The sequence below is a fragment of the Leptospira venezuelensis genome, from assembly GCF_002150035.1.
Classification (GTDB): Bacteria; Spirochaetota; Leptospiria; order Leptospirales; family Leptospiraceae; genus Leptospira_B; species Leptospira_B venezuelensis.
The window spans coordinates 1-22,061 of record NZ_NETS01000006.1 but is presented as its reverse complement, the minus strand read 5'-3'; the positions used below and the strand labels follow the sequence as shown (position 1 = coordinate 22,061).

At 38.9% G+C, this 22,061-nt stretch carries 19 protein-coding genes; 14 read left to right on the top strand and 5 right to left on the bottom strand.

All coding sequences use genetic code 11. The features are described from left to right. Window positions 1-2 precede the first annotated feature (2 nt). The gene (gene mtnB / locus B1C82_RS00455; RefSeq protein ID WP_086445657.1) at window positions 3-638 is read left to right on the top strand and encodes a methylthioribulose 1-phosphate dehydratase; all 636 of its coding nucleotides are present in this window, start codon (window positions 3-5) and stop codon (window positions 636-638) included. 4 nt (window positions 639-642) lie between these two features. Then, the gene (locus B1C82_RS00450; RefSeq protein ID WP_086445656.1) at window positions 643-1,326 is read left to right on the top strand and encodes an SDR family NAD(P)-dependent oxidoreductase; all 684 of its coding nucleotides are present in this window, start codon (window positions 643-645) and stop codon (window positions 1,324-1,326) included. 3 nt (window positions 1,327-1,329) lie between these two features. Here B1C82_RS00450 and B1C82_RS00445 read toward each other — a convergent pair whose 3' ends face one another. The 4 genes from B1C82_RS00445 to B1C82_RS00430 all read right to left on the bottom strand — a co-directional run bounded on the left by B1C82_RS00445 (window position 1,330) and on the right by B1C82_RS00430 (window position 10,436). Continuing rightward, window positions 1,330-2,325 carry a response regulator gene (locus B1C82_RS00445; RefSeq protein ID WP_086445655.1) on the bottom strand — a complete coding sequence of 332 codons (996 nt, stop codon included), beginning with the start codon at window positions 2,323-2,325 and terminating at the stop codon, window positions 1,330-1,332. A 1-nt stretch (window position 2,326) separates the two neighbouring features. After that, window positions 2,327-5,308: an MHYT domain-containing protein gene (locus B1C82_RS00440; protein WP_086445654.1), complete on the bottom strand. Its 2,982-nt coding sequence runs from the start codon at window positions 5,306-5,308 to the stop codon at window positions 2,327-2,329. A gap of 6 nt (window positions 5,309-5,314) precedes the next feature. Next, a complete protein-coding gene (locus tag B1C82_RS00435) occupies window positions 5,315-7,834 on the bottom strand; it encodes a histidine kinase N-terminal 7TM domain-containing protein (RefSeq protein ID WP_086445653.1) in 2,520 nt (839 codons plus the stop codon). 145 nt (window positions 7,835-7,979) lie between these two features. After that, window positions 7,980-10,436 (bottom strand): hybrid sensor histidine kinase/response regulator, encoded by a 2,457-nt coding sequence (locus B1C82_RS00430; protein ID WP_086445652.1) that lies wholly within the window; start codon window positions 10,434-10,436, stop codon window positions 7,980-7,982. 525 nt (window positions 10,437-10,961) lie between these two features. Here B1C82_RS00430 and B1C82_RS00425 point away from each other — a divergent pair. The 10 genes from B1C82_RS00425 to B1C82_RS00380 all read left to right on the top strand — a co-directional run bounded on the left by B1C82_RS00425 (window position 10,962) and on the right by B1C82_RS00380 (window position 19,192). Next, on the top strand, window positions 10,962-11,999 hold the full coding sequence (locus B1C82_RS00425) for a tyrosine-type recombinase/integrase (protein ID WP_086445651.1): 1,038 nt from the start codon (window positions 10,962-10,964) through the stop codon (window positions 11,997-11,999). A gap of 560 nt (window positions 12,000-12,559) precedes the next feature. Then, complete coding sequence (locus tag B1C82_RS00420; RefSeq protein ID WP_086445650.1) at window positions 12,560-12,862, top strand: hypothetical protein; 303 nt, start codon at window positions 12,560-12,562, stop codon at window positions 12,860-12,862. 375 nt (window positions 12,863-13,237) lie between these two features. Further along, window positions 13,238-13,453: a DUF2191 domain-containing protein gene (locus B1C82_RS00415; RefSeq protein ID WP_086445649.1), complete on the top strand. Its 216-nt coding sequence runs from the start codon at window positions 13,238-13,240 to the stop codon at window positions 13,451-13,453. Then, on the top strand, window positions 13,450-13,845 hold the full coding sequence (locus tag B1C82_RS00410; RefSeq protein WP_086445648.1) for a PIN domain-containing protein: 396 nt from the start codon (window positions 13,450-13,452) through the stop codon (window positions 13,843-13,845). The genes B1C82_RS00415 and B1C82_RS00410 overlap by 4 nt, the downstream gene beginning before the upstream one ends. 157 nt (window positions 13,846-14,002) lie before the next feature. Further along, window positions 14,003-15,154 (top strand): hypothetical protein, encoded by a 1,152-nt coding sequence (locus tag B1C82_RS00405; RefSeq protein ID WP_086445647.1) that lies wholly within the window; start codon window positions 14,003-14,005, stop codon window positions 15,152-15,154. Between the two features lie 193 nt (window positions 15,155-15,347). Beyond that, window positions 15,348-16,049, top strand: a complete 702-nt coding sequence (locus B1C82_RS00400; RefSeq protein WP_157894080.1) for a hypothetical protein — start codon at window positions 15,348-15,350, stop codon at window positions 16,047-16,049. Window positions 16,050-16,261: 212 nt separating this feature from the next. Next, window positions 16,262-16,546 carry a DUF3144 domain-containing protein gene (locus B1C82_RS00395; protein WP_086445645.1) on the top strand — a complete coding sequence of 95 codons (285 nt, stop codon included), beginning with the start codon at window positions 16,262-16,264 and terminating at the stop codon, window positions 16,544-16,546. A gap of 77 nt (window positions 16,547-16,623) precedes the next feature. Then, window positions 16,624-16,860 carry a hypothetical protein gene (locus tag B1C82_RS00390; RefSeq protein ID WP_157894079.1) on the top strand — a complete coding sequence of 79 codons (237 nt, stop codon included), beginning with the start codon at window positions 16,624-16,626 and terminating at the stop codon, window positions 16,858-16,860. A 362-nt stretch (window positions 16,861-17,222) separates the two neighbouring features. After that, a complete protein-coding gene (locus tag B1C82_RS00385) occupies window positions 17,223-18,062 on the top strand; it encodes a cell envelope integrity TolA family protein (protein ID WP_157894078.1) in 840 nt (279 codons plus the stop codon). A gap of 44 nt (window positions 18,063-18,106) precedes the next feature. Then, the gene (locus B1C82_RS00380) at window positions 18,107-19,192 is read left to right on the top strand and encodes a hypothetical protein (protein WP_086445642.1); all 1,086 of its coding nucleotides are present in this window, start codon (window positions 18,107-18,109) and stop codon (window positions 19,190-19,192) included. Window positions 19,193-19,264: 72 nt separating this feature from the next. On the opposite strand, the gene B1C82_RS00375 is transcribed toward B1C82_RS00380, so the two are convergent. Then, window positions 19,265-19,654, bottom strand: coding sequence for a helix-turn-helix domain-containing protein (locus B1C82_RS00375; RefSeq protein WP_086445641.1), 390 nt, complete (start codon window positions 19,652-19,654; stop codon window positions 19,265-19,267). 93 nt (window positions 19,655-19,747) lie between these two features. On the opposite strand from B1C82_RS00375, the gene B1C82_RS00370 reads away from it, so the two are divergent. After that, window positions 19,748-20,161: a helix-turn-helix domain-containing protein gene (locus B1C82_RS00370; protein WP_086445640.1), complete on the top strand. Its 414-nt coding sequence runs from the start codon at window positions 19,748-19,750 to the stop codon at window positions 20,159-20,161. 724 nt (window positions 20,162-20,885) lie between these two features. Next, window positions 20,886-21,647 carry a hypothetical protein gene (locus B1C82_RS00365; RefSeq protein WP_086445639.1) on the top strand — a complete coding sequence of 254 codons (762 nt, stop codon included), beginning with the start codon at window positions 20,886-20,888 and terminating at the stop codon, window positions 21,645-21,647. Window positions 21,648-22,061: the final 414 nt, after the last annotated feature.

The following is a 22,061-nucleotide window of genomic DNA, read 5'->3' as shown; positions in this document are numbered from 1 at the left end:
GAATGTCCCAAAAAAAAATCCTGACCCGCTTAGCGGAGTCGGGAGTACTATATCATTCTAAAGGGTGGATGCCCGGAACAGCGGGCAACCTTTCTATCAAAGACGAAAAAGATCCCAACGTATTCTGGGTAAGCGGAAGTGGTTTGGATAAGAACAAACTGACTCGCAAAGATTTTCTCCCTGTCGAGATCCAATCCGGAAAAGTATTAGAAGGTTGGAAAGGTAGAGAAGGTCTCAAACCTTCTGCTGAAACTTCTATCCACAGAGCAGTGTATAAAGCATTTCCTGAAATAGGATGTTCTCTTCATGTTCATACTCCTGAATCTAATTTGATCGAAATTGGAGTTTCTAAAGAAAATCCAATTGAGGATCTTCCACTTCTTCCTTTAGAGATCATAAAAGCATTCGGTATTTGGGATGAAAATCCGAATGTATCCGTTCCGGTTTTATATAATTATCCTAAGGTCCAAGATATCTCAGATCATTTGGAACAACATCTGATCCAGGCAAAACCAAGAGTTCCATTCTGCGTGATAGAAAAACACGGGATCACTGTTTGGGGAAAAGATCTGATCCAGGCGAATCGACATCTAGAAGCTGCGGATTTTTTATTAAAAGTGCGGGCGATGTCCAAGTAAAAACATGGAACCCAAAAATATCCTGGTAGTCGGGGCCGGATCCGGGATCGGCAAATCTTTATTAGAAAAACTGAATGCAAATCCTGAATATTTTCCGATTGGGATCTCCAGACGCGGGATCCCTTTGGAGAAAAATTTAGAAAGAGGATTAAATTATCTCTGCGATTTGGGAAATCAAAATCAGCTCGTCCAATTCACTTCTTCACTTTTGAAAATTTGGAAAGAGATTCATGCAATCTATTTTGCTTCCGGAGATGGTCTATTCTTAAAGATAGAGGATTTGGAATGGGAAGATCTTCAAAAACATCTCATTCTAAATTTAAGCGCTCCTATTTTACTGACTTCTAAACTTCTCCCTTCTATGAAAAAAGGATCTCTTCTCTGTTATATTTCTTCTACTGCAGGAAAACAGGGATTTCCGGAATCTTCTCCTTATTGCGCTTCTAAACATGGCCTGGCGGGCTTTGCAAAAGCAATCCGGGAAGAAGTAAAAGATCGTGGGATAAGAGTTAGTACAGTATATGCAGGAGCAATCGACACTCCGATCTGGGATGGCAGAGAAGGTTTTAAAAGAGAAGATATGATTCCGGCAAAGGATGCTGCCGTCTTTTTGGAAAGTTTATATTCCCTTCCTGCAAGTTTCAACCAGGACGAGATCCTTTTTCTTCCGCCTAAAGGTGTGCTTTAAATTTTAGGTTTCTGCCCAGCGTTCTCTGATTTCTAAAAGTTCAGGCATTAAATTCAAAAACACCGGAACAAGTCCTGGATCAAAATGTGATCCAGCTCCTTTTCGGATATGATTGACTGCGTCTTCAATACTCCATGCTTTTTTATAAGGCCTTTCCGTAGTGAGTGCATCGAATACGTCAGCGATCGTTACTATCCTCGCTTCAATAGGGATTGAATCTCCTTTGAGCCCGTTCGGATACCCGCTTCCATCCCATTTTTCGTGATGGTTTAAAGCGATACTTCTTGCCATTTGTAATAGAGAAGAATCATGATCTCCTATAATCTCTGCACCTATGGTAGGATGGGTTTTCATGATTTCCCATTCTTCGGGGTCTAGTTTACCAGGCTTTTGTAATATACTGTCTGGGATCCCTATCTTCCCAATATCGTGCATTGGAGAAGCGTGTAATATTTTTTCAGCCGTTTCTTCTGAATGTCCTAACGCTCTGGCAAGGGTTTGGGAATAATGGCTCATCCGGATTACATGAAGGCCGGTCTCATTATCTTTGTATTCTGCCGCTAAACCCAATCTTTGGATGATCTGAAGCCTGGTCTCTTTTAGTTCATCATTTCTAACCAACGAAAGATGCGTTTTTACTCTTGCTTTAACGATTGCTGGACTTACAGGTTTTGTAATATAATCTACAGCTCCTGCCTCGAAACCGTCCGCCTCATCTTCTTCTTCAGCCATTGCGGTCACAAATATTACAGGTATCCTAGAAGTTGAGGATTCAAGCCTGAGTTTTCTGCAGGTTTCATGTCCTGTCATTCCTGGCATCATTACATCTAAAAGGATAAGATTCGGTTTTTCGGAGACGGCTAATTCTAAAGCTTTGATCCCATCCTTTGCAAAAAACAATCTATAATCTTCTTGTAATATTTGTTTGAGTACCTGAAGGTTTGCCGCTTCATCGTCTACGACTAAAATTTTAGGCCTAAAATCTAAAAGATGGCTCATTCTATTTTCCGAGTTCCGTTTCTAATTCAAGTTGGTCGCTGAATTTTTTGAGAAGAGTATATGCCTCTTCGAATTCGAATTGTTCTATTTTGGAACGAAAAGATTTAAAATCGGAATTTTCCACTTTGGCTCGGATCAGATCCGAAAATTCTTCTAGAGATTCTTCCTCGATCGAACCTCTCTGGAAAGAATCAGATAGTTCTTTGGCAAGAATGGAAGCTTTTTTAGGATCCCATTCTACTTCTTTCCAGGAAGGATCGATTCCTTGATCTGTAATCAATTCAGAATAACCTAATACTCTTGCGATCTCTGTAATCATCTGGTCCATCTCAACAGGTTTAGAAATGAATCCATCCATCCCAGCAGCACTCGCTGCATTTTTGTCTTCTTCAAAAACGCTTGCCGTTAATGCTAAGATAGGGGTCCGGGAAACATTCTCCTGGACCTCGTGCATCCGTATTACTTTAGTTGCTTGGTGACCATCCAAGCCGGGCATCTGTACATCCATTAGAACTAAATCGAAAGATCCGGTCGTGGCTTTTTTTACTGCATCTTCGCCGTTATACGATGATTCTACCTGATGCCCAAGGTTTTGAAGGAGAAGACTTACTAACTCTGTATTTTTTTCTACATCATCTACAACTAGAATCTTTAGCTCAGGAAGTTTGATCCCCCTTTGTATCTTATTCTCTTGCCTAGGCTTTCCTTCTTCTAATGGAAGGAGCACATGGAATGTACTTCCTCTGCCAAGAACACTCTCTGCCCAAATCTTTCCGCCCATTAGTTCTGTTAATTGTTTGCAGATCGTTGTGCCTAGTCCGGTTCCACCAAAACGTCTTGTTGTAGAAATATCTGCCTGCGTGAATGGTTCGAAAATTTTTTCAAGTCTGTCTGCTTGGATCCCGATCCCAGTATCTTGGACCGCAAAATGAAGTTTTCCATCTTCCCTCGATACTTGTAAGCTGACTTTTCCATTATCAGTGAATTTAACCGCGTTGCCGATCAGATTCATTAGAATTTGTCTGATCCTTAGAGAGTCTCCCTTATAAAATTCGGAAAGTGATGTATCTTGAACCACTTCGAATTCTAAATTTTTCTTTCGAGTGCTCATACCCAGAGTAGATTTTAATTCTGCGATCAATTTGAAAAGGGAGAAGTCCATCTCTTCCAATTCCACTGCTCCTTTTTCCAGCTTGGCAGTATTTAAGATATCATTCAAAAGTCTTAATAAGGACTTAGCGGAACTTTTAACTGTCTCCAAATGTGTTCTATGATTTCTTTCTAATTCGTCTGAAAGGAGAACTTCAGTAAAGCCTAAGATTGCATTCATTGGAGTTCTGATCTCATGGCTCATGTTCGCTAAGAAAGAAGTTTTACTAATTGCAGCAAGTTCCGCTTTTTCCTTTTCTTTGCGTAATGCTTCTTCTATCTTTCTTCTTTCAGAGATATCTAAAATGACTCCGTCAATAAAGATGGGCTCTCCATTTCCGCCATAAACTCCGCGTCCATTTTCCCAAATCCATTTGATCTCGCCCTTTTGGTGGATAATCCTATATTCTAAAGTAAATGCTCTTTTTCCCGCTACCGCAGCATCTACTTCGAACTCAACTCTTTCCAGATCTTCAGGATGAACTATATCTTTGAAAGATCGTATAGAGTTAGCGCCTACGAAATCTTGTACAGGATAACCCGTTATTAATTCGGAAGCATCACTCATGAATAACATCTTCCATTCATTATTAGGAAGGCATCTGTAAGTGATTCCAGGAATATTTTCGATCAATGAACGAACTTGCTGCTCACTTTGTTTGAGTGCATTTTCAATCATTTTTCTTTCGCTGATATCTGTTACAAAACTAACGAATAGATCTTCTCCAGCAAGTTTTCCGTGGCCGATTGCCAAACGAACCGGGAAGTCAGAGCCGTCTTTTCTAATGCCTATAACTTCTCTACTGCTTCCTATAATTTTGGCAAAGCCTGCGCTTAACATTATCTCTGAGTTTTTATCTTTTACAGTGTAATAGGGATCAGGCATTAGTTCTCTGATATTTTTTCCGATTACTTCTTTATTTATATAACCAAAGATCACTTCTGCGGAACGATTGAACTCTCTGATCCTTCCTTGAGAGTCCATTGTTATCACGCCATCCACCGCAGTGGTAATGATTGTCCTAAGCCTGGATTCGCTGATTCTTAGGTCATTTATAAGATCACGATATCTTAAGAACCAGTTAACTGCGAACGCAAACAAAGTGAATGCGATCGTGATCAAAGAGACAGCAAGCGCTAAGAATGTAGTATCTGCAGTTTGAGGGATCTTATCTTCTTCTCCTATAAATCTTGCTGCTGCCATTCCAGTGTAATGCATTCCGGAAATAGCGGACCCCATAGTTACAGAAGAAATAAGAGAAGGCCAGAGATTACCCAATTTCAAATTTTCTAGACCGAATCTTACCCAAAGGGATAGAATTGCAAGGACCACTGCCACCACGATGGACAATGCAAAATACCAAGGATCATAACGCAGGTAAGGGCCGGTTTGCATTGCTGCCATTCCAGTATAATGCATGGCTCCAATTCCCGAGCCTACTAGCACGCCACCTAACACTAATTCTGCGGGAGAAATTTTAGGCCTGTTCACAAAGAATAGTGCAATAGTAGACGCAAGTAGGCTTGGGAAGATTGATATGATAGTCAGGCTTTTGTCATATTGAACTGTTGTGCACAACTCAAAGGAAAGCATTCCGATAAAGTGCATCGACCAAACGCCGCAGCCCAATGCCAAACTTGCAGCAGAAGAAATTAAATATTTTGTTATTGGTGGAGAAGATTCCGGAACCTTTTGTCCTACAATCTGAAGAGCGATATAAGAAGCAAATATCGCCATCAAAACGGAAAGAACAACCAGCCAAGGATTGTATGTTGCCGTAAGAAGTTTAGCAGAGGAATTATAAATGAAAAAATTATCTAAAAATGCGATCACAAAAAATCAGACCTCGAAAGGAAGCCCCACATAAAATATAGTATTTCCAGGAGAAGAATCGAACCAGATCCTTCCCTTATGCTTTTCTACAATTCGCTTTGCTATATCCAAGCCTAGACCAGAACCTTCTCCCAAAGGTTTGGTAGTGAAGAATGCATCGAACACTTGGTCTTGGACTTCTGCAGGGATACCAGGTCCCTTGTCTTGGATGGAAACTATAACTTCATTCCCTTGGACTGAAGCGTTAATTCCAATCGAGCCTTTATATGACATGGCCTGAACAGAATTCATGATCAAATTTGTCCATAGATGCATTAAATCATCTGGGAATCCTAGGAATTCAGGAATGCCATCTAAGTTAGTCGAAACTTCTACGCCATGTTTAAATAAATTCTGGTACAGGGTTAAAACAGTATCTATATTTTCTTTTAAAGAAAATTTTCTCTTCTTATGAGAAGACTCGAAATGTGCGAAACTTCTGAGTGCGTACACAATTTTCGCGGATCGTTCTACTGCAGTTTTAATCGTATCTACACATTGTTCCGGCCCCAAAAGATTTAAGAAGAATGGTAGAAGCTGCCTTGTATTCGGATTTTTTAATATTCGTTCAAAACTTTTCCAGGAAGAAGCGATCCCGAAATCGACAAAAAATTCTGCAGTTTCATCCGGGAAAAGAATGTCTGCCAATTTCATTTCTGCTTTGATATCCGCAAGTATTCTCCTCCTTTCCAAGCCGATCAGTATTTCTTTGGAGGAAACGCCTAAAGAGATTAGCTGCTTGTAGGATCTCCAGTCTTCATCGGATAAAGAAGAGAGAAGTGGAAGAATAGGGCGTAATTCCGTTCTGATCTTTTCTAAATAAGAAAGAATATTAAAACCTGCTGCTTGGATGGCGCCTATAGGATTATTGATCTCATGTGCAATCCCGGCTGCTAACTGACCTAGATCTGCAAGTTTAGATGCTTGGATCAGTTTAGCTTGGGTTCTTTTTAGATTTTGCAAAACATCTTCCAAATCGAATTTTTGGGATTCAATGATCTCTTTTTGGGCTAGAATTTCTTCGTTCGCCCTTTGTAATGTTTCGATCCTGAACTCTGCCTCTTTTAATCCTGTGGCGTCGGTGCCTGTAGAGATTACATATTGCAAATGACCATTTCGGTCTCTGACTTCTTTATGCTCCCAAAGTGTTCTTCTGGATTTTCCGTCTTTGGTTCTAAGAAGTACGCTTGTATGTTTTGGGAACCTCTTCTTTGCAAAACGAAGTTCGAAAACTTTTGCGATTGTTTTACTCTCTTCCCCAAATAGTTCCGTTTCCCAAAAAACTTTTCCTTCCAACTCCATTAGGTCGAATCCTGTGGTTTGTAAACAAGCTCTATTCAATAAAATTAATTTACCATCTCCGTCTAAAACTAGAAAGAGGATGCTAGTGGAGTCCAAAATACTTTGAAGAATATCTCTTCTCTCTGAAAGTTTTCTTTCCGAAATTGCTCTCTGGGTCACATCTCTTAAGACTACAATTGTGAATTGAGACCCTTCCGCTCTTTGTGAACGAACGGAAACATCATAATATTTTCCATGATTTGTTTTCCATTCGGTATTCGATATTCTGTGGATATGGCATTCTTCTACAAGTACGCTCAAGTCTGGAAGAAATTCTGAAAGTTTAGAATCTTTTCTGATCCTTGCCATTCCAAGTAAGTGTAAGGCCGAGACATTGCAGTCCAAAAGAAAGCCGTAAGTGTTCATTACAAAAACTGCATCTTGTATGTATTCGAATACTTGGTTCCTTGCGAGAGGGATCAAGTTTAAGATCCTGAAATAAAAAAGGCCGTACATCCATACAATCAAAGCGAAACTGGAAGTTAAAGGAAAGATATCTAGTTTAGGATGGATGAAAGGAATAAAACCTCCAGCAGTCATCACTTGACTTCCGAATGGAAGAGAGATCCCGATCATAAAAACCAAACATCGTATCCTATGGAATGCCCTTTGAGACCAGGCACCATATATTAGTATAAGAATACAAAGAGAAAATATAGCTATGGAATTGATTACATAGACTTGCATCCAAGGTCCATATTCGTAGATCAGTGCTAACCAAGGTGCAGAGTTATCGAATCTTAAACTAGGACGGATCCATTCACCTGGTCCGAACCAAACTGCGAATTCTGTACAAATAGGGATGACAGAGAAAAGAAGGACACTGATGGGATGAATGAACCTATTTAAGTTCGCTACTCTTAAGCAGAGGAAAAGCAGAGAGGCGATCAGAAGGTCTGGACCTATGAATTGGAAATTGTCCCAAAAGATAATACTTTCGGGTCTTGTGCTGACTATCTCCCAAAAATAACCGAAGCTATAGAGAATGATTCCAAGGCATACGAGAATGAATTCCGGAGCTCCGGAGGTTTGTCTGCTTTTGAATCCTATTCTAATAGAGAGAAAAGAAAGAAAGAGGCTGATTAAGGGAAGGATCGCGTAAGGTGTCCATTTGAACCAGGTTAAAGATTGGACTTCCGTTCCCATGCAAACTAATATCGAACGCCACCCCTTCGGCTCAAGGAGAAAGTTTCTAAGCTCAAAATATAAGACGTATTAGCTGAGATATATCTTATTTTTGAAGAGTAAATTTATCTCTTAAGTAAAGAAATTATAGAGTTTAATGTCTATTTCAGTTATGGAAACCGACCGCGGTCCCGGCTTTTTCTCCCAAGGTAAAGAAGAAGGAAGCGCCCTCTCCGAGTTTACCTTCTGCCCAAACCGAACCTTTGTATCTAGTAACAATCCTATGCACGATTGCAAGTCCAACACCCGTGCCTGAGAATTCGTCCTGCCTATGCAGTCTTTGGAATACGCCGAAGAGTCGATTATAATATTTCATATCGAAACCAGCACCATTATCTTTTACGAAGAATGTTTTACCCTTTTCAGTATTTGTAACTCCTATCTCCACCTTAGGTTTTTCCTTTTTTGCGGAATATTTTACAGCGTTGGAGATCAAGTTTTGAAACACATAGGACATCATATCTCTATCTGTAGTTACATTTGCAAGTGGATGAACTATAATTTCGGCTTTGTGTTCTGTTTGGTCCTTGATTTGGCTTACCACAGTTTCTGCAACTTCGGTCAGATCGAAAGTGGAATCTTTCAGTTCTTTTTTTCCTACTTTAGAAAATTCTAATAAATTATCTATCAAGTTCTCCATTCTTTTCGTGGAGTCGATGAGCACATTCAGAAATCGAACCCCTTCAGCGTCTAAAACTGAACTATGATCTTCTATGATCATTTGGGTGTAACCTTGGATTGCTCTTAATGGTGCTCTTAAATCATGGGATACGGAATATGAAAATGCTTCTAACTCCGCGTTCGCAAATTCTAATTCGAAATTTTTCTGCTCCAACATTTCTAAATTGCTTTTTCTGTCTTCTGCAATTGAGAGAAGGGATTTTACTCTCGCGAGTAATTCCTCTGGATGAAAAGGTTTACATAAGTATTCGTCGGCCTTTGCTTCCCAGCCTTTTAACATCGCCTCTCTATGAGTTAATGCAGTGAGAAGGACCACAATTGTTTTGGCAATTTTAGGATCAGCTTTGATTTCCTTACAAAGCTGTACGCCGTCCATCTCAGGCATCATCACATCTGAAAGAACTAGATCAGGTTCCCAGAGATAGACTAATTTCAGTCCTTCTTTTCCGTTTTTGGCGGACTTAACTTGATATAAAGTAGAAAGAAGCGAATAAATATAACTGGAAAGATCCTCATTATCTTCGCAGATCAAAACTTTAGGCTTATCCGAAAGATCTTTATCTTCTTTATTAGAAATATTTAAATTAGAATATTGAGGAGAACGAGAAGAAATTTCGGAAGAATAATCCTTCTTGGCAGGTTCCACTTTTTGCGCAGGGATTTTGACTGTAAATGTACTTCCGGAGTCTAATTTGCTGGCAACTTCTACTGAACCGCCTAAAAGTTCCGAAAATTCCTTTACCATTGCAAGTCCTAAGCCTGTACCTCCATATTTTCTTGTAGAGGAACCTTCCGCTTGTTGGAACTTTTTAAATATGATCTTTTGATCTGTTTCTGAGATCCCGATCCCGGAATCTTGAACGGAGAGAAGAAGTTGATCTTCTAAATATGTTAAAATAACAGAAATAGTCCCATCTTCAGGAGTGAATTTTAATGCATTAGAAAGAAGATTAAAGAAGATCCTTTCGAACAAGTAACGATCGATTAGGATATTCAGATCGGAAGATGGTAGTTCCTTTTTGATTTGTATATTCTTCTTTAAAGCACTCGGCTCAAAATCTTTCAGGATCGCACGGATTAGATTGCTGATATTTGTGGATTCTAATTCGACTTTCATTTTTCCGGCTTCAAACTTAGAAAAATCTAATATGCTATTCACCATCTGGAGAAGTCGCACAGAATTATTATGGACGGTCTCCATCATGCGAGCATTGTCCGGAGTAAGATTTGATTCCTTATTTAATAGAATAGATTCTACGGGAGCCAAGATTAAACTAAGGGGAGTTCTAAGTTCATGGGAAACATTCGCAAAAAAATCATTTTTGATCCTCTCCGTTTCCCTCAAACTTTTATTCGCTGACTGCAATTCTTGGGAGCGACGGATGATCTCAGTTTCCATCTCTTCCGTTTTAGAAAGAAGAGCTTCAGTCATCTCAGTTTGTTGTTCTCCTCTTTGTTTCAAAAGTACGAACTCGGTGATATCTTCCGCTTTGTGGATAATATATTCCACTTTTCCTTTTTTGTTTAGGACGGGAACATTCAGGGGACTCCAATACTTTACAGTAAATCCTCCACCTTCTTCCTTCGGAAGTTGGATATCATATTTTTGAACTGCCATTGTATCTGGAGCTTTAGTTTCTAAAACGTGAAGAAGTGAACTATGTAGATTGCTTACACCTGTCGCTTCCGGATCATCAGGATTGTCTGGAAAAACCTCAAAAATTCCTCTGCCTAGGATTTTATCTCGCTCGGTTCGAGTTGCTCTTAGATATCCATCGCTTACAGCTATAATATTGAGTTCGGGAGAAAGAACTAGATACAAACCGGGAATCGATTCAAAAAGAACACGAAAGTCAGGGCCTGAAGAGGAAGAATGATCCATCTGATTTGCCTAATATAGAAAATAAAACAAACTCGAAATCAAACGAATTCATTTCAAAATTAAAGAATACGAATAAAATAGAATATCTAATATCCCAAAAAGTTCCATTAGAATCCACTCTGTTTTTAAACGACCTTGATAGTTTTGTCATTCAAGAATTGTCCTTTGAGTGATGGGATAGCTTAAGAATACTTCACAAAAATTTCGAAAATAATGCATGTTAAGCGATACTTTGAGCTGTCATACCCCCTACAAAATTTTTCCTCGACTTGATCAATAAATTTGTCCTGACTAGGCACATAACGGATAATTTTAGAGTAAGATTCATAGAATTTTGGAATTTGCTGGCTATAAGTCGAATTACGAGTAAAAAAGGCAAAATTCCACCAGAAGCGTCAAATGAGGTCCGACGATTTCTTTTCCAAAGGATTTTTTTTGTTTCAGTGTGACTGAAGGGGCGGAGCTATATTCTGAGATTCATATAATTTACTATACAAATATATAGTATTTCTCTATCTTCTCCTTATGCCCCCAAAAATCAAAATTTGGAATCATTGGGAGAATGGACGCTGCTTTAGCGCCATTTCGTTTTCTTATGACACCGAGCTCTTCCATAATTTCTCCAAAATGCCAAATGCAATTTGGGATCGAAAGGCAAGATTTTGGAAAATTCCATATTCTGAATCTTTTCTCACAGAATTCGTTTCTACTCACAGAGAAAAGATTGAAGCGGATCCAGACATTCTTCTAATCCCACTCAAGACAGAGGTGCTCAGGCGCAATTATAGTAAGAAAACTCTTAAGTCCTATTTTCTTTATAATAGAGCTTTCTTGAGATCGATCGAAAAAAATCCTTATTCGGTAACCGAATCGGATCTAAAAATGTATTTGGATCGAATTTTATACGAAAAGAATCTAGCTGCCACTTCTATAAGATCCGCTCTGCAAGCTTTTAGGTTTTATTATAATATTGTAATAGGGACAAAATTTTTAATTTCTTATTCTCCTCCCAAAAGAGAGAATAAAATTCCTGAGTCCTTATCTAGAAAAGAAGTTTTCCTGATCATAGAATCGATCTCAAATCCGAAACACAGACTTCTATTAAAACTTTGTTATGGCTCCGGGTTAAGGGTAGGGGAACTTGTAAAGCTAAAAGGATATGATTTAGATTGGGACAAAAAATCAATCCGGATCCGACAAGGTAAAGGAAAGAAAGATCGGTTCAGCCTTTTGCCAAATAGCTGCAAAAAAGATCTTTTGGATTTGCTCGAACGTCAGGGTAGAAGTTCCTGGATTTTCGCAGGTCAAGTCCCCGGCAAAAACCTAAACGTAAGAACCGCGGAAAAGATATTCACTAACGCTAAGGAAAAAGCAGGGATTAAAAAAGACGTTTCGATCCACGACCTGAGGCATGCGTTTGCAATCCACTTGCTGGAGTCGGGAACTTCGATCAAAATGATCCAGCGGCTTCTGGGCCATGTCTCAGTTAAAACCACGGAAATCTACGCTAGAATTGTTGACCCGATGGTTTCGAAGATCAAAAGTCCTCTGGACGATCTCTGACTATTCGAACATTCGCCCATGCGCTTCATGGGCGAACATACGGAGAGTTGGAGTTAAGCGAAATTCCGCCGGATTTTATTTTTTTATTTTTCGAAGCTCGGAAGCGTGTAGATTTGGTTCTAAAACATAGGTAATTTTTCAGAGTTTAAGCGCTCCCCAATGGTATCTGGTGCCGTCGCCAGGCTGTGCATCTTGGTATTTGAGCGTCCTGCGGAAGTATATGGTTCCATTTTATCCAATCCCGAAAGGGGAGCGCGATTCTTTGGCATTTGGGAATTTAATACTATTGGGACTTTCGTCCAAGTAGTGAAATTGTAGTAAATTGCAATGTGTTTGAGGCGTAACTTCGCTTAACTGCCAACTTGCCGCATCGCTTCGGGCTTGCTTTGCAACCCTCGCTCGGCCTTCGGCACATTGGCTCCAGTCACGGCTTTTGCGGAGGCAAAACCCGTGCCTGGCTCTAACGCCTCTTCGAGGCTCAGAGTCGCCAACGTCGGCAAGCCAACGTCGTTAGACGCAATAAACAAGTTTTACCGGATTACCTAATAAAATAGTATTGAATGAAATTATTTCTAAATATATTCTCTAAGATTATTCTATTTACCACTTTTTGTTTTTTCTTCTTAAATGCAGATTGCAATAATCGAATTACGCTTTCTGATCGAGATGCTTGCAAAGAAGGAACAAAGGGTTTTATGGCTAAAAAGGGTTGGAGATTTTCTCGCGATTTATATTGCTATTCTATTCCCAGTCAAGTTGGCTCAATTCCTTCCGAAGAAATCGACGCTTTACTTTTAGGCTGTTTATATGCCCAATATAAATATGAAGAATGTAATGAAAAAACAGATTTATTGTTTTTTTAGAAATTGTTAGATTATAAAACTGCTTTTGCGGCAACTGATTCTTTGTGTGATGATATTGTTTGTAGGGTTTAATAATTGGATTAACTCCTAACGTAATTTAGTTTACTGCGTCTAACTATCGGTGCTTCCGCTCCGCTCGTGGATCGCTCGCGACCACTCGCTCGGGCTACGCCACATTTGCTTCTGTCACTCGTCTTGCAGTGGCAAGCCTCGCGCCATTGCAAACGTCGGAACACCTTGGTCGTTAGCCGAACATGCTTTCCCGAAAATTGATTTATTATGGAGAATTAAATAACAGGGGAGAATGAGCTCATTATTTTGAAAATTTCCTGTTAAAAGCTTGATAATACGAATTTTTATCGTATATTGTATCGTATGAAAGTGACTGCGATATTGCCAGACGATCTCATTGCGGAGGTTCAAAAGTATTCTGGAGGTAAAAACATAACTGATTCTCTCCAGAAAGCTCTCTCAGAGTGGCTAAAACAGGCTAAAATAAGGAATTTAAACGCGAAACTACATAAATCCCCACTTTCGTTCCAGGAAGGCTTCTCTGGGGAAAATGTCCGCAACTTGAATCGGAACAGATGATTCTCGTAGATACATCTGTTTGGATAGAATTCTTTAGAGGAAATGAACCTCATTTCAGTGAGTTAAAAGAACTAATCGAATCATCAGAAGTAATAGTTCATGAAGTTGTCTTCGGAGAATTACTTCAAGGCTGTAAAAATAAGAACGAAGTATCTTTTATCCTAGAATATTGGGAGAATCTAAATACTCTAACTTCAGATGGAAGTTTCTTATTAGCAGGTAAACTTTCTTTTGAGAATAAGCATATTGATAAAGGAATTGGATTGATTGATTCAATTCTTATTAATGAAGTTAGAAGTAAGAAGCTTCAACTTTGGACATTAGATAAAAAGATCCTTAAAGTTTTAGATAAAAAAGAAATCTATTCAAGTAGGGGCAAGCACGTCGGCTAACTATCGGTGCTTCCGCTCCGCTCGCGGATCGCTAACGCGACCACTCGCTCGGGCTTCGCCACATTTGCTTCCGTCACTTCGTTTGCATTGGCAAACTCGTGCCGTTGCAAACGTCGGAACACCTTGGTCGTTATGCGCAATAACTTAAAAATTTACTATGAAACGAGTTCACCTTTTTTATTTAGATCAGAATATATACAGTCGGTTTGCTGAAAGTATAAAAAATCAAAACTCTTTACATCCGCTGCACTCTTTGTTGATAGATTACATCAAGAAAGGGGCTCTTTTATCCCCTTTTTCAAGCACACACATTGGAGAAACGGCTTACGTTCCCAACGAATCTACTAAATCGCTAATCATTAATATTATTGAGCAATTATCTGGTGGCTATCGGATCGATGCACAAAAAGGTGAATTGGTAGCTGGTTTCCCAGTGGTTACTCTTCAAAATTATGATATCAAGTTGATGGAGGAAGTAATGAATCTTTATCAAATCTTCCCCTTGGCAATGTCAAAAGAACTTCGCAGGAACCTAGAAGATGCTGGTTTTAAGCCGGGCAACTTAAATAATCTAGAACCTAAAAAAGTTATAGAGAGAATGAATTATTATCTTAAAAATAATAATCTTCAATATTCAAAAGATTTCTTAAGCGATTTAAAAGTTGAAATGGAAAAGGGTTTTAAAACTTTATTTTCATATTTGGAAGATGTTGAGTCAAAAATGAATCTAAATATTGAAAATGAAATAGAGAAAGGACGAGTTAGCATTAAGGAATATTATGAGCTAATCAATGGAGAGCCTATGCCTGAGGCGCTTTTAGAGTTAGCAGTCGTAGATCTACGAAATAAAACTTACGAAAATACAAAAGTATTCATAGAGAATATTCATAAGCAGAAAGAGCAATTCAAAATAGACAGTATTAAAGCTTTGAATGCACTATCTAATCCACCTGATCCAAATATAAAACAACCTGAGAACTTGAAAGACTTAATTTCCTTAAGTAAACCGTATCTTGAAGCTTCAAACGTAAATGGTGATTTTATGGAATACGGCTTTCAGCTTATTCTTCTTTCACATTTTGGATATTTCCGTGATAAAAAAGAAATAGAAAAGCAAAAGAGCAATCCGCGTTGGATGGAACTATCAGACCCTGTTCACTTTCAATGCGCTTTGCATTGTTCAGTTTTTATCGTTGAAGATGTAAGCCTGAGAGAACGGGCTAAATTTGTTATCCAGGGAAATAATCTAAAATTGTTAGTCTTAAGTATAGATGAAGCAATTGACTTCTTAAGATCGATAGAAGCTTAAAACAAGTTACTGCGCATAACTAACGGTGCTTCCGCTCCGCTCGTGGATCGCTCGCGACCACTCGCTCGGGCTTCGCCACATTTGCTTCTGTCACTTCGCTTGCAGAGCAAGCTCGTGCCATCGCAAACGTCGGAACACCTTGGTCGTTAGACGCAATGCTTGCCAATGCAGCATAGAAAGTATTCAATTGAAATTGATCGAAAATAAATGCTATTTTTGTGGGAAAGAAGCTACTTCTCGTGAGCACGTTCCTCCCCAATGTCTTTTCCCGCAGAAAGAAAAATCCGAGCTGAGAGATCTTAAAAGAAATTTAATAACTGTACCTTCATGTGATGTTCATAACTCAAATAAGTCACACGATGACGAATATCTGAAATTCATTCTTACTACGAACATAAGGCGAAATTCACATAGTATAAATCAATTTAATGGGAAAGTTTTGAGAGGTATTAATAGAGATCCAAAAAAATATGCAACTTTTCTATTACATCCAAAACGAGTTTTGATTTATGATCCTAAAAATAGAAAAACTTATTCATCATTGTCTTACAAAATAGATACAAATCGTATGCAAAAAATAATCGAGCTGATCAGTTATGGGTTATATTATCATGACTACAAAGACATATTTTTTGGATCGATGGAGGTGATCCTCAATGGAGCTATTTTCGGTGGAGATAGGTCAGCAAATTTGAATAATGAATTATTTAAGTTAGAGGCAAAAATGAACTCTTATTTCAATTCAATTATTGATAAAGGAGAAAACCCCGAGATTTTTAAGTATTCTTTTCTCGAACTATCAAATAGCGATTATTTACTCAGAATAGTCTTTTATGAGACTTTTACAATAATCGTGCTTTTAAACTCAAAGTTAGAAAGCTCGCACAGCGTCTAACTATCGGTGCTTCCGCTCCGCTCGTGGATCGCTACGCGACCACTCGCTTGGGCTTCGCCACATTTCGCTTTGTCACTCGTCTTGCAGGGCAAGTCTCGCGCCAAGTCCTTCGGACTCGCGAAACGTCGGAACACCTTGGTCGTTATGCGTAATGGTCAAAAAATACTGATCATTAAATTCAAAAATAGAGAAGGAAACAAAGAATCATCAAAATGGATGAAATAGACTCAGAGTTTTTTAAGAGAGCAGATGAACATATAGGTTTAGCGAATCGACAAATAGAGGCAGGTTTAGGACGGGGAAAGGTGAGTGCATCTCTTTTATATTCTGCGGCGCGGTTTAATGCTTGGGTTGCTGCGTGTGCCGCGAGTGATGAACAAGATCTTTCGAATGATAAGCCAGAGATATTAGAATATTTTGTAGAAGAATACAAAAAAATGTTAACAGAAAATATAGATGACTATATTAATAATTTTAATAAGTATATGAAATCCTAAAATCAGGTTATTAATTCAGTATTTTGAAATAGAAATAGATGTCGAACTATTCCGTATTAAGTAGGCTTCTTATCGCCTTGACTGAATTTGATAAGAAAGATGATCCAATTGCTTCTCTTTTAAAATTGTTCGATTTATCAGTCGGGGCACTCGAAAACATACCTCATTCTGAAACGAATGAAAAGGGTTATAGGTTACGTTTCAATTTAGAACATCAGCATTATTTGATGTCTGAGGGATTTGAAACGAAGCTTGATGGTGCTATTGAAGAATCAGTTATATGGGTCAAATCCCTTATGGAAAGATATCCTTAAGAGATTTGACCACTACGCATAACTATCGCCTCAGCCGCTGCGCTTCGGGCTGCTTTCGCACCCTCGCTCCGGCCTTGCGGCACATTTGCGTCTGTCACTTCGTTTGCAGAGCAAACTCGTGCCATCGCAAACGTCGGCTAGGCTTGGTCGTTATCTGCCATGCCGCGCCCCTTTTATTTGAGCGCCTGCCGTCCGTGGCAGGCTTAAGTGCGACGATTATTAAATAAAAAAGCGACTCTTTTTATAAAACCTAGTGCATATTTTTCCCTTACAGAATCTATGTTAGAAGATATGCAAAGTATTTATTTATGGATATGCTGTTTAAATCATCACAAGGAAAAATTTGGAATAAGGGGTAATTAATGAAATTGAAATTTCTCTCACTGTTTTACATCTCACTTTTCATTTCTGCTTGTCAAACATACCATTATAATGGTCGCGAATATTCTACACCCGAAACGCGTGGCATGGCTATTGCACAGGACAGAAAAAATGCAGAAGCTCTGGATGCCAAAGTTAAAGCCGAAGAAGAAGCGAGGAATCAAGAAGAGCAACAAAAGGAAATAGCCAATACGGAGAAAAAAAAGCATGATGTGCAGGTTCGTCAAAAAGCGCGTGCAAAGACGGGCCTAAATCTTGATGCTCTAGAAACGGCTATTGATAATTGGCTTATTCTACAAGTGGAAGCAAAAGAGTTAGAGGAAGCAAGGCAAACAATAAAAGCACAGAAAAAGAAAATCGAAGTAGAACAGGCTTGGGGTGCTATTAAAAACATATTCATAATTGGACGATCAATCCTGGCGACCACAGAATGTCCGTTTGAGAAAAGTAATTTGCAAAATAATCATTTTCCAGGAGCTCCCCCCAGAAAACTCAGGATTTCATGCTTTGATAAAAAAAAGTTAGGAGAAAGCAGGTGGTCGGATGCATCGGGAACCGTTAGTATTCGCCCTAACATATTGGATGTTAATTTTGAATTCATTGCTACCGCAGATGCATACGGAAAGGCATATGCAAATCCATATGATTGGCCGAAAGGGGCACAGACGAGTAACGAAATTACAGAAAAGTTTGAGGAAGGTTCATCTCACTTTACTGGATCGCTCAAGATTGTAGGAGAACCAAATCAGGAGCTTTTTGCCAGCGAGGACAGGCTGATCACTATCAAGGTCAAAATAAATAGCCTTCAACCGTTAAACTAAAAAGGAAAAAGTCTTATTGAACGTTAGTTTTAGGGGAGATCACTATGTCGGTTCCAAAGTTTAACATATATTTCCCATCTGAAGATGCGATGGATAATGAACAGGCTGAATTTTATAAGATTATTGAAGCAAGTTTAAAGAAGGGTGAATTCGTAGACATTGAAGGAAACATAAGCTATGTTTTTGTGTATCTATATAAACTATTATCTAAATGGGATAAAACAGGCTTCGATAGCTTAAGTGAATTTCTCATTTACTTATCGGAAATATATATTCATGAGAAAAAACTCTCAGAGTATTGCCTTTTCTGGGCCTATGATTGCTTGCTCGGCCAAAGAAAATATGAGAGCTATCTAGAAAAAACGGAACCGCAAACTCCCTTTGGCACATCATCTCACATTTCTAATCTTCGTCTGAATATTCAGAAAAAAATAGGCATCACTGCTAATCCTATTGATATCCTGCGTATGGCTGGGGGCAGAAAAAGCAAATTTATCATAAATAATCAAGCATTATACAAAGACAAATGTAGAGATGTTTTCTCTACATTCTCCGGTCAGAATGGAAATTGGTTTGATATTTTTGAAGGTTGGAACTATTCGAGAAAGTTGTACCCTCATCTCCTGTTTAGCGGAGCGATGATCCCTAAAAATCCTGAAATGGAATTTCCTATACGTGCGTATTATTCGGCCTATGAAAACCTCGATCAAATAAGGAATCTTGCGAAAGAAGCCGAGAACATAGCAAGAAAAGAGATAGGTGTTCCTCAGGTTGGTGAAGGGTGGATATCGGAGACAGAACTTTTCCGGAAACTGGAATCTGAATTCTCAATTACAACCGTTATTCAGCATGGACAGCCGCAATGGATTGGCCGACAGCATTTCGATATTTGGTTTCCAAATTGGAAAATAGCTGTCGAGTATCATGGATCTCAGCATTTTGGGCCAGTTGATTTTTTTGGTGGAGTAGAAGCATTTGAGAAAACCGTTGAAAGAGATTTACGAAAATCTGAAATAGCGAAAAAGAATGGAGTTAAATTAATTATCGTAACAGAAGGTTATGATTTAGATAATTTAATTCGCGAAATACGCACCATTGCAAAGCGGAAGATTTCAGCACCAACAGGTTGACATGTATTTAGTTGCTATATAAATATTCATAAGTTCGAACGCTGCGCGATCGAAGACGAGTTTTCTCCCTCGTTAAAACTGCTTCGCAGATTTTACTCGGGCTTGATCTATTTGTTCTACAAGATCACTTCTAATGAAAGACGCGTAAAAATAGATAGTAGGCTTTTCATAAAGTCTATATAAGACTAGAAACTCATCCATAAATAGTCTTCTAAGCCCCAATTCTATCTTGGAAACATGACTCGGACTTCGTTTAAGCTTTTCAGCCACTTCTGCTTGAGTTAATCCGGCTTCCTTTCTCGCTCTCTTTAATGCCTCACAGAAGTAATCTTTCTCTTTTTTTGAGACTTTCCACTTTGGAAGGACACTTGCCAATAGGAGAACTTCGGCATTTGCCTCTTCTGGAGGAATCGAGCGCTTTCGATTAGGTCTTTTTCTGCTTTGCGTATGAGGTGATGCCATAGAAACTAATTCTGCGCCCGTGTATCGGTAAATACATTAATACACCATAAGTGAATTAATGTCAATGAAAAATAAATTATTAGTGTATTTTTAATGACCTCAAAGAAAACTGAAAAACTAATTGGAAAGAAGGTACAAGCAGTTATAGAAGATCATGGTGAAAGCCAGAAAGAAGCAGCTCCTGAGCTAAATATTTCTCCAGCAGGATTGAACAATATTATCCAAGGTAGAGTAGAATCGCTTTCTCAAGCATTTCTAACTACTTTCAAGGAAAGATATAAGGTAAACCTCGACTGGCTTTTAGATGATTCGAAACCTATTAAACCTGTTTTGTATTCTTCTTCTGATGAAGGACAGGTTTATCAGATGGATGAGGATAAAGTTTTATTCAGCAAAATCAAAAGCACAAAAGGTGTGAAAGAAATCGTAAAGACACTCTTACAAATTTCACCTGATCAGAGAAAGATCATTGCTGATGTAGCTTCTGAATTTGCAAAAAAGAAGTAATCTTTTAAATCTTAAATAGCAATTCTGTTGGCGTTCCCTAACCGGCTACGCCTTCCGTGGCTTCGCTCGGTTAGAGATTCGGGGCGCGGCACAGCAGATAACTAAAAATTGTCGCGGCGCTTCGGGATTGCTTCGCAACCCTTGCTTGGGCTTCGCCAAATTCCGCTTTGTCACTCGTCTTGCAAAGCAAGCCTCGTGCCAAGTCCTTCGGACGCGCGGAACTTCGACAATCATGCGTCGTTAAGCGAAATTCCGCCGGATTTTGTTTTTTTATTTTTCGAAGCTCGGAAGCGTGTAGATTTGGTTCTAAAACATAGGAAATTATTCAGAGTTTTAGCGCTCCCCAATGCGAGCTGGTGCCGTCGCCAGGGATTGCATCTTGATATTTAAGCGTCCTGCGGAAGCTTATGGCTTCATTTTATCCAATCCCGAAAGGGGAGCGCGATTCTTTGGCATTAGGGAATTTAATACTATTGGACTTTCGTCCAAGTAGTGAAATTGAATTAAATTGCAATGTGTTTGAGGCGTAACTTCGCTTAACTGCCAACTTGCCGCATCGCTTCGGGCTTGCTTCGCAACCCTTGCTTGGCCTTCGGCACATTGGCTCCAGTCACGACTTTTGCTTGGCAAAAGGTCGCGCCTGGCTCTAACGCCTCTTCGAGGCTCAGAGTCGCCAACGTCGGCAAGCCAACGTCGTTATGCGCAATTTTGGAAAAATTATATTATGACTAAATATATTGTTATCTATCTTTTATACTTTATCATTGTTCCGGACGTGTATTCCAATGATAAGAAATTATATGGAAGATTATTTTCGGATGTTGATGCCTATTTAGCACCGAAGATAGATTCTAAGAAAATATGGCGAGTTGTAAGATATACGGATGTTGATATAATTGATTACTCGAATGAAATAAGTGTTATTAACGATATTCCTCGTCTTTGGCTAAAAATTGCTCATCAAGATGGTTGGGCATATGGTTGGATTTACTCGAAGGATATTATTATAGAAACTCCTGAAAATTCTTTGAAAAGTAATTGCTCCAACTTTCCAAATTTTCATAGAAATATGGGCTTTCATTTTCCGGGATTTGAATTGATCCTTTTAGACAATAAGATAGCCGCAATTCATTCAGTCGATTTGGGTAACTCGTTTACGCAACAGATTGGAAAGTGGGAAATGCGTTCAGGGGAAATACTTTTAAATTTTAATTTTATCGATTCTACTTTAACCGATTGCTTAAACGTGTGTTTTGAAAATGAAAATTCGAATGAAAAATCTTGCAGAAATGTATGTAAAACTGAGATACTTAATGAATTTGGAAAATTGAAAGCTGAGGCATTAGTTCAAATGAAGATTAGTCTCGTAGATGGAAAGATGTTGTTATTTGTTACCAAAGCAGTTGAAAAGAATATAAAGAAGAAACCGTTCCTTCCTCAAGTAGGCATAAAAGTGGGCATGATCAGCGAGAAAGCATGCGATTAAATATCCAAAACTGCGCATAACTATCGGCTCTGACGCATCGCTTCGAGATTGCTTACGCAACTCTCGCTTGGCCTTCGGCACATTGGCTCAGTCACTCGAATTGCAGAGCAATTCTCATGCCTGTCTTCACTTCGTTCAGCTCGCCAACGTCGTCAAGCCTTGGTCGTTAAGCGAAATAAAGCCCAAAATTTTCATAAGACTAAATAATTTGAAATCCCTCTATAATTCGAAAACGAAGAATGTAGTTATTACTATACCTCTAATCTTAATTTTGTTCTTTTCATACCCTTATTTGTTTCGAAGTGTTCTGTATTACGGGAAATCTGAGAAAATAGACCCAAAACTAATTCCCGGTGAACTCATCACTATCTCAAATTCAAACCGAGACGTCAATGCTCACTTGTTAAAAGGAAA